The 8,625-nt window shown below is 34.1% G+C and carries 8 protein-coding genes; 7 read left to right on the top strand and 1 reads right to left on the bottom strand.

Annotated features, from left to right (window positions below; all coding sequences use genetic code 11):
* Positions 1 to 320 precede the first annotated feature (320 nt).
* Positions 321 to 1,070 carry a copper homeostasis protein CutC gene (locus HGC4_RS15790; RefSeq protein ID WP_050711108.1) on the bottom strand — a complete coding sequence of 250 codons (750 nt, stop codon included), beginning with the start codon at positions 1,068 to 1,070 and terminating at the stop codon, positions 321 to 323.
* 227 nt (positions 1,071 to 1,297) lie between these two features.
* Between HGC4_RS15790 and mnmG the strand changes: the two genes are divergently transcribed.
* The 7 genes from mnmG to deoC all read left to right on the top strand — a co-directional run bounded on the left by mnmG (position 1,298) and on the right by deoC (position 8,576).
* A complete protein-coding gene (gene mnmG, locus HGC4_RS15785; RefSeq protein ID WP_050711107.1) occupies positions 1,298 to 3,172 on the top strand; it encodes a tRNA uridine-5-carboxymethylaminomethyl(34) synthesis enzyme MnmG in 1,875 nt (624 codons plus the stop codon).
* A 96-nt stretch (positions 3,173 to 3,268) separates the two neighbouring features.
* Entirely contained in the window at positions 3,269 to 3,808 is a 540-nt protein-coding gene (locus tag HGC4_RS15780) for an adenine phosphoribosyltransferase (RefSeq protein WP_050711106.1), read from the top strand.
* A 40-nt stretch (positions 3,809 to 3,848) separates the two neighbouring features.
* Positions 3,849 to 5,663, top strand: a complete 1,815-nt coding sequence (gene uvrC / locus HGC4_RS15775) for an excinuclease ABC subunit UvrC (RefSeq protein WP_185099982.1) — start codon at positions 3,849 to 3,851, stop codon at positions 5,661 to 5,663.
* 246 nt (positions 5,664 to 5,909) lie between these two features.
* Positions 5,910 to 6,497 (top strand): HdeD family acid-resistance protein, encoded by a 588-nt coding sequence (locus tag HGC4_RS15770; protein WP_050711104.1) that lies wholly within the window; start codon positions 5,910 to 5,912, stop codon positions 6,495 to 6,497.
* 409 nt (positions 6,498 to 6,906) lie between these two features.
* The gene (gene dtd, locus HGC4_RS15765; RefSeq protein ID WP_050711103.1) at positions 6,907 to 7,359 is read left to right on the top strand and encodes a D-aminoacyl-tRNA deacylase; all 453 of its coding nucleotides are present in this window, start codon (positions 6,907 to 6,909) and stop codon (positions 7,357 to 7,359) included.
* 15 nt (positions 7,360 to 7,374) lie between these two features.
* Positions 7,375 to 7,707 (top strand): nucleotide pyrophosphohydrolase, encoded by a 333-nt coding sequence (locus HGC4_RS15760; protein WP_050711102.1) that lies wholly within the window; start codon positions 7,375 to 7,377, stop codon positions 7,705 to 7,707.
* Entirely contained in the window at positions 7,692 to 8,576 is an 885-nt protein-coding gene (gene deoC / locus HGC4_RS15755; RefSeq protein ID WP_373419316.1) for a deoxyribose-phosphate aldolase, read from the top strand. Before HGC4_RS15760 ends, deoC begins: the two co-directional genes overlap by 16 nt.
* The last annotated feature ends 49 nt before the right edge of the window (positions 8,577 to 8,625 follow it).

The following is an 8,625-nucleotide window of genomic DNA, read 5'->3' as shown; positions in this document are numbered from 1 at the left end:
TTATAATAATGAATAATTAAATAATTTTAAATAAATAATTAGAATCCAATAAATCTAAAAATTGGAAATAATAAAATTGAAAATTGAAATATTATTGACTAAAACGATAAACTATATAGAAAATATAAATTTATAGTTTTACAAAAAAAGAAATAAATAGAAAATAGTTAATTCGAAAATATAGAATGAAAATTGAAAATATAGAAACAAAAAAAGGAGCAAGAAAAGGAAAGAAATCCCCTCACTTACTCCTACAATATATTCATTTTTCGAATTTACTTTTAGTACAGAAAAAAGTTAGATCGAAAGAGAAAAAATAATTACAAATTAGCAGACTTTACAATTTCTTTTATTCTGTCTGAATCCGAAACAAGAAAAGAATATTCTGAATAACCTGAATTATTATAATTATCGGGGAAATTAGGATTGCTATATTTCATCCCCCCTTTTCTCAATGTTTGGAATGTACCATGCACTTCTTTTACACCCGTAGTATGAACTAATTCTCTAACATTCGATTCTTTTACACCAGCACCAGCCATTATAGCAATCCTATCTCCGGCTAAATCAACGAGCTCTTTCAAGACATTTCGCCCGTCAAAAGCAGTTTGTTTACCTCCTGAAGTAAGAATTCTATCGCATCCAAGACCAATAACATCCTCTAAAGCTGATTGAATATTACAAACTCGATCAAAAGCTCGGTGGAAAGTTGTAGACATTCCGTATTTCTTAGCCAGTTCTACTAAAATACCATTCCTATTTATATCGACATTTCCATTTTCATCAAGGATACCGATAACAACACCATTACAATGAAGCTCTCCACAGGTTATAATATCACTTTTCATCGACTCAAAATCGAGATCATCATATAAAAAATCACCACCACGAGGACGAATAATCACATTCAAATCAATCTCAATATGATTACGCGTAAGTTCAATTTGCGATTGCGCAGGAGTCGTTCCTCCATCACAAAGATTTCCGCAAAGTTCTACTCTTACCGCCCCACCCTTTTGAGCTTCAATTGCTGACTGAACAGAGTTAGCACACACTTCAACAGTTACCATATTTCAAAAACAATTAGAGTTACATTTATATTTTAAGTAAAAATAAGACAAAAAAGAAGAAATCAGAAAGCTTACACCGAAAGAAACAAGTTATGAACTGATATAAAAATAGTAACTTTGCGCTGTAATTAAGTAACAGTAAGTAATTAATACAACATACCCAATTAAAACAGGCAGTTGTACTTATCAAAACAATAAATAGATCTGAGACTTTTAAATAAATAACAATGAATTTCAAATATGACGTTATAGTCGTAGGTGCAGGACATGCCGGCTGTGAAGCCGCAACAGCAGCAGCCAATATGGGCTCAAAGACACTGTTGATCACGATGGATATGAATAAAATTGCTCAAATGAGCTGTAATCCGGCAGTGGGTGGTATAGCAAAAGGGCAAATTGTAAGAGAGATCGATGCTCTTGGCGGACAAATGGGGATAGTTACAGACATGACAGCTATCCAATTTAGAATGCTGAATAAATCAAAAGGTCCTGCAATGTGGAGTCCACGTGCACAAAGCGACCGCACTCAGTTCATCATAAAATGGAGAGAAATCATCGAGAATACCGATAATCTTTTCATGTGGCAAGATGCAGTAACATCCCTTATTATCGAGAATAAAGAAGTAAAAGGAGTAAAAACTGCTCTTGGTGTCTCCTTTTCTGCTGAAGCAGTAATCCTGACAAACGGTACTTTTTTGAACGGATTAATGCACATTGGAGCAACTCAACTCACAGGAGGTAGAACTTCTGAACCTGCATCATACGGAATCACCGAACAATTGAGAGAAGCAGGTTTCACTACCGACAGGATGAAAACGGGAACTCCTGCCAGAATAGACGGTAGAAGCGTAGACTTTTCACTGATGGAAGAACAAGAAGGAGAAAACGATTTTCATAAGTTTTCTTACCTTGATTTTGAACCAAGACCTCTAAAACAACTTAGTTGTTGGATATCAAACACCAACATGGAGGTGCACGATAAACTAAGAGAAGGTCTCGAATTCTCACCCCTTTACAACGGACAAATCAAGAGTATAGGACCTAGATATTGCCCCAGTATCGAAACTAAAATAGTAACATTTGCAGAGAAAACATCTCATCAATTGTTCTTGGAGCCCGAAGGAGAAAACACTCAAGAATATTATTTGAATGGATTTTCTTCGTCTCTCCCACTCCACAATCAAATAGAAGCACTTCAAAAAATTCCTGCTTTTAGAAACATACATATATTCAGACCAGGATATGCTATTGAGTACGATTTCTTCGATCCTACTCAATTGAAACATACGTTGGAAACGAAACTGCTTAAAAACTTATTCTTCGCAGGTCAAATAAATGGAACTACGGGATACGAAGAAGCTGGTGGACAAGGATTGATTGCAGGTATAAACGCTCACCTAAAATGCCACAGTGATAAAGAATTTATATTAAGACGTGACCAAGCATACATTGGTGTTTTAATCGACGACTTGGTAACAAAAGGTGTTGATGAACCATATAGAATGTTTACATCTCGCGCAGAATATCGTATTCTCCTAAGACAAGATGATGCAGATGCACGCCTAACTAAAATAGGATATGAACTAGGACTAGCCAAACAAGAACGTGTAGACTTATTAAATCAGAAACAATCAGAAATAAATAGATTGATCGAATTCACCTCGAATTACTCTCTAAAACCAGATTATATAAACCCTGCTTTGGAGAAGTTAGGCACAAGCCCTCTTAAACAAGGAACCAAATTAAAAGACCTTTTGATGCGTCCGCAAATAAATATAGAGAACATCAAAGAAGCTATTCCTGCGTTTAAATCTGAAATAGATAAACTAGCCAACAGAAAAGATGAAATTCTAGAAGCAACAGAAATAATAATCAAATACGATGGTTACATTAAACGTGAACAGCTAATCGCTGAAAAAATAACGAGACTTGAAAACATTCTCATTAAAGACAAAATAGATTATGAGAGTATTCTTTCATTATCGACAGAGGCTCGCCAAAAGCTCGCCAAGATAAATCCGGAGACAATCGGACAAGCAAGTCGAATTCCTGGAGTTTCACCTAACGACATTTCGATTCTCCTTGTACTTTTAGGACGATAAAAAAAATGAAGTTCCACGTGAAACAAAAATCGGTTTCACGTGGAACAATTTCAAAAATACGCATCAGAACTCTTTAAAACAGTTATTTATAAAATCATGCCACACAAAAAAATTGAAAATTTAAAAGCATCTGTAAGAAACATTCCTGATTTTCCGATACCGGGAATCCAATTTAAAGATGTTACAACATTATTTCAATCTCCTCAAAATTTAAAAGACTTAACGGAAGTTCTAACGGACTTATACAAAGAAAAAGGAATAACCAAAGTTGTAGGAATAGAATCCAGAGGTTTTATAATGGGTCCTATCCTAGCCTTAAATTTGGATGCCGGATTTATACCAATTAGAAAACCCGGTAAACTTCCTGCAGATACTATCGAAGAAAGTTACGAAAAGGAATACGGTATAGATACTATTCAAATTCATAAAGATTCGCTAGAACCAGATGATGTAGTTCTTATACACGACGATTTACTTGCAACGGGAGGAACAATGCTTGCTGCTTATAAATTAATCAAAAGAATGGGAGTGAAAAAGATATATGTAAACTTTATTATCGAACTAGAGCAACTTGAAGGAAGGAAACTATTTCCTAAAGACGTAGAAGTAGAGGCTATCATTAAATATGATATTTAAAACAGAAGAAAACTAACAGAAACTAAAACCTACATATATAATGAACGAGAGCTTAAGAAACATAATACAGAATATACCCGACAAACCGGGATGTTATCAATATTTTGATGATAAGGGAAGTATTATATATGTAGGAAAAGCCAAAAATTTAAAAAAGAGAGTATCCTCCTATTTTACCAAGACTCATCACGACAGCCCAAAGACACGAATATTGGTCAGTAAAATAAAGGATATTAAATACATTGTTGTAGACACAGAGGAGGATACTTTTTTATTAGAGAACAATCTTATAAAAGAATATCAACCTCGCTACAATGTGATGCTTAAGGACGATAAAACTTATGCATCAATCGTCATAAGAAATGAATTCTTTCCTCGAATATTACAAACCCGTAATATTGTAAAAGACGGATCGCAATATTTTGGTCCATATGCAAGCGGTGGCAGTATAAAAGCATTACTGGAAACAATACATAAACTCTACCCTATCCGTACATGCAGCTTAGCTCTTACACCAGAAAATATCCGAAGTGGCAAATTTAAGGTTTGTCTAGAGTATCATATCAAACGATGTCTAGGTCCATGCGAAGGGTTGCAATCTCTGGAAGATTATAACAATAACGTAGAAAGTGTACGCGAAATATTAAAAGGAAATATAAATATTGCCAGCAAAGCTATATATGAAGAGATGCAAAAACTGGCTGAAGATTTTAAATTTGAAGAAGCTCAGAAATTAAAAGAGAAATATATTTTGATTGAGAACTTCAAACAAAGATCAACTGTTGTATCGAGCATTATGTATAATATTGATATTTTCGGCTACGACGAAGATAGCTCCGCAGCATATATAAACTTCCTTAGTGTACATAACGGATCAGTAATTAGAGCATATACTTTCGAATACAAGAAGAAATTAGATGAGCAAAAAGAAGAGCTATTAGGGCTTGCTATTCTTGAAATGAAAAATCGTTTTCAAAAATTGGCAAGAGAAATAGTAGTGCCTTTTTATCCCGATCTGATTCTTCAAGATACAGAATTCACGATACCACAACGAGGCGATAAATTGAAACTTCTGAAACTTTCTATTCAGAACGTAAAACAGTATAAAGTAGACAAACTAAAAAAGGCAGAAAGCCTAAATCCAGAGCAACGATCGATCAGAATTGTGAAAGGAATTCAAAACGATCTTCATCTAAAAGAATTACCTATACATATCGAATGTTTTGATAACTCGAACATCCAAGGAACAAACCCTGTTTCGGCATGCGTAGTATTTAAGATGGCCAAACCATCTAAAAAAGATTACCGTCACTTTATAGTTAAAACAGTAGAAGGCCCTGATGACTTTTCGACCATGACAGAAGTGGTATATAGACGTTATAGCAGGCTAAAGGAAGAAAAGGCTCCCCTACCCCAACTTATTATTATTGATGGAGGTAAAGGACAATTGAGTGCAGCTTGCGAATCGCTAAAGGAACTTGACTTATACGGAAAAATAGCTATCGTAGGTATCGCCAAAAGATTAGAGGAAATCTATTATCCGGAGGACTCTATCCCTCTGTATCTTGACAAAAACTCGGAAACATTAAAGGTAATTCAACACTTACGCGACGAAGCTCACCGCTTTGGAATTACTTTTCACAGAAACAGGAGAAGTAAAGGTCAAATAGTATCGGAGCTTGATAGTATTAAAGGCATTGGCGAAGAGACAAAAAAGATGCTATTGAAGCACTTCAAGAGTATAAAGCGTATAAAATCAGCCACTAACCAAGAAATAGAAGAAGTAGTAGGTAAACATAAAGCGAAACTTATTACAGAACATTTCAATACAGAGAAAAAGGATACAGATGCCTAAATAAAACTATATTCTCTAAGATAAAACATACAGAATATAAACATCCCCTCTTAAACAACACAGTATCAATCAGTTTAGCTAAAATAATTATTTCAGTCCATCAGAGCAGCACTTTAAAGTATCAAATTGACACAAAAAGGAGTGAAAAAACCATTAAATAGGAAATCTAAAAACAAATAGAAGTTATTAGAACATAATTAACTATTCATTTGTTATAATTAGAAGAAAACATAAAATTATATCATTATGGAAAATCATTTACTTTCAACATTCAAAAGAGCAGTTAAAAACTGGTGGATATCTCTATTAGTAGGTATCATAGCAGTTGTAGTTGGCTTCATCTGTATGTTTACACCCTTTGCTACATTTGCGGCTATCACTCTACTATTTGTTTTTTCATTTTTCGTTGGAGGAATTTCAGAAATCATATTCGCAATCTCCAACAAGAATATAATAAACAATTGGGGATGGACTTTAGCAATGGGGATTATCGATTTATTGTTTGCAATATTCTTACTAGCTAATCTAGATATTGCACCTCTAATGTTATGTTACTTTATCGCCTTCTGGATACTTATCCAATCTATTTGGGGAATTGGTATGGCATTAGACCTTCAATCCGTAAGAAACAGCGGTTGGGGATGGGTACTAGCACTATCTATACTTAGTGTATTTGCATCTATCATCCTATTATTTCAACCCGCAATTGCAGGATTATTTGCAGCATACATCATATCCTTTGGATTCATATTTTATGGGGTTCTGAGAATATTCCTAGCATTTAAACTTAAAACACTAGTAAAATATTTACCCGAAGACAAGCACGAACATTAACTGATTTGAGGTATCTTAAATTAAAGAAATCAACTAACTGCACATTGACCAATGTGCAGTTTTTTATTGCCCACTTACACAAATTTATTGCTACTTTTGTATTCAAAATAATGTCTTAGAAAAGCAATTTTATTGAATTAAAACCAGAGATACTTTCAATAATTTGTCACTCCTTTATCTATAAGAATATTAATTAGTTAGAGATGAAGTAACTGAAAAAAAGAGAAAAAAGACATCTTGTAAAATATTACTTTTTACCTTTATATTCATTACTTACTGAATTACTAGATATTGAATAAGGAACAAAAATCTGCAAAGTAAATTTACTTATAACCTGAAAATATATTTTTCGGGAAAATTATTTCGATTCACTATTTGCATAAATAATAATATAGTAGCTAAAGTACCCATGCGTGTATTAATACAGAGAGTAAAACGGGCATCCGTAACAATAGAAGGAAAGATAAAGTCCGAAATAAGTAAAGGGCTTCTTGTTCTTTTAGGAATAGAAGATTCCGACACTAAAGAAGATATCCAATGGCTATGTAATAAGGTTGTCAATCTTCGTATTTTTGATGATGAAAATGGTGTAATGAATCTCTCTCTTAAAGAGACAAATTCTGAGATACTGGTTGTATCGCAATTCACGCTTCTTGCATCTACAAAGAAAGGAAATAGACCCTCCTATATCAGAGCATCAAAACCCGATATTGCAGTACCTCTGTATGAAGAGTTTTGCAAAGAACTAGAAACATTAATAAAGAAGGAAGTTCAAACAGGCTCTTTTGGAGCCCATATGAACGTCGAACTAATCAACGATGGGCCAGTTACCATCTGGATCGATTCGAAAGAAAAAGAATAGCTTAAAATACGAAATATGACTATACAGGAAGCACAGAACAAAGTTGATGAATGGATAAAAACATATGGTGTCAGATATTTTAGCGAACTGACCAATATGACCATCCTCACAGAAGAGGTAGGAGAATTAGCTAGAATAATGGCCAGAACTTATGGAGACCAATCATTTAAGAAAACAGATTTAGAAAAAAATCTGGCAGATGAAATGGCAGATATTATGTGGGTGCTTATGTGTTTGGCAAATCAAACAGGAGTAGATCTTACCAAGGCATTCAATAAGAACATGGAGAAGAAAACAAACAGGGATAAAAACCGACATATAAATAACGATAAATTGACTCAATCATGACTAGTACAAACAAGTACATTGACATCCTGAAACAGTACAAAACTGCTTTAAAAGATGAAGATATTGCAGAAAAAGTAAAAGAAATAATAGCTGATAAATTTGCGGAAAATAACAACGTTGAAGTATATAAAACGCTATATTCTTGTATCGATTTAACTACACTCAATACCACAGATACCAAAGAAGAAGTCTGGAAATTTACTGAAAAAGTAAATGACTTTGAAGGAACATATCCTGACGTAAATAATGTTGCGGCTATATGCGTATATCCAAACTTTGCCGAAGTCGTAAAAGAGGCTCTAACAGCTCAAGGAGTAAAAATAGCCTGTGTATCAGGAGGCTTTCCATCATCACAAACATTCACAGAAGTAAAAATAGCAGAAACAGCACTAGCCGTAGCTAATGGTGCAGATGAGATAGATATCGTTCTAAACTTAGGCTTATTCTTAGATGAAAACTATGAAGAGCTATGCGAAGAAATTGACGAAATTAAACACTCTTGTCGCGATGCACATTTAAAAGTTATACTAGAAAGCGGAGCTTTGAAAACAGCTTCAAACATCATGAAAGCATCTGTATTATCACTATACTCAGGCGCAGATTTCTTGAAAACATCAACCGGAAAAGTATATGAAGGTGCGAGCCTAGAGGCTACTTATGTAATGTGTACTGCGATTAAAGAATACGCAAAGAAAACAGGCCGTAAAGTAGGTTTTAAAGCTTCTGGAGGCATTGTTACCACCGAAGATGCCGTGAAGTACTACACAGTAGTAAAAGAGGTATTAGGAGACGAATGGTGCAATAACGAATATTTCAGAGTTGGAGCCAGCCGATTAGCTAATAATTTATTAGATACCATAAAAGACTAATTAGGATTAAACCCCTACTCCATTATTATATAAAAAAGAAAGGTTATAA

Source organism: Dysgonomonas sp. HGC4 (assembly GCF_001261715.1).
Lineage (GTDB): Bacteria > Bacteroidota > Bacteroidia > Bacteroidales > Dysgonomonadaceae > Dysgonomonas_A.
The sequence above is the reverse complement of the archived record's forward strand: the minus strand, read 5'-3'. Positions and strand labels throughout refer to the sequence as shown.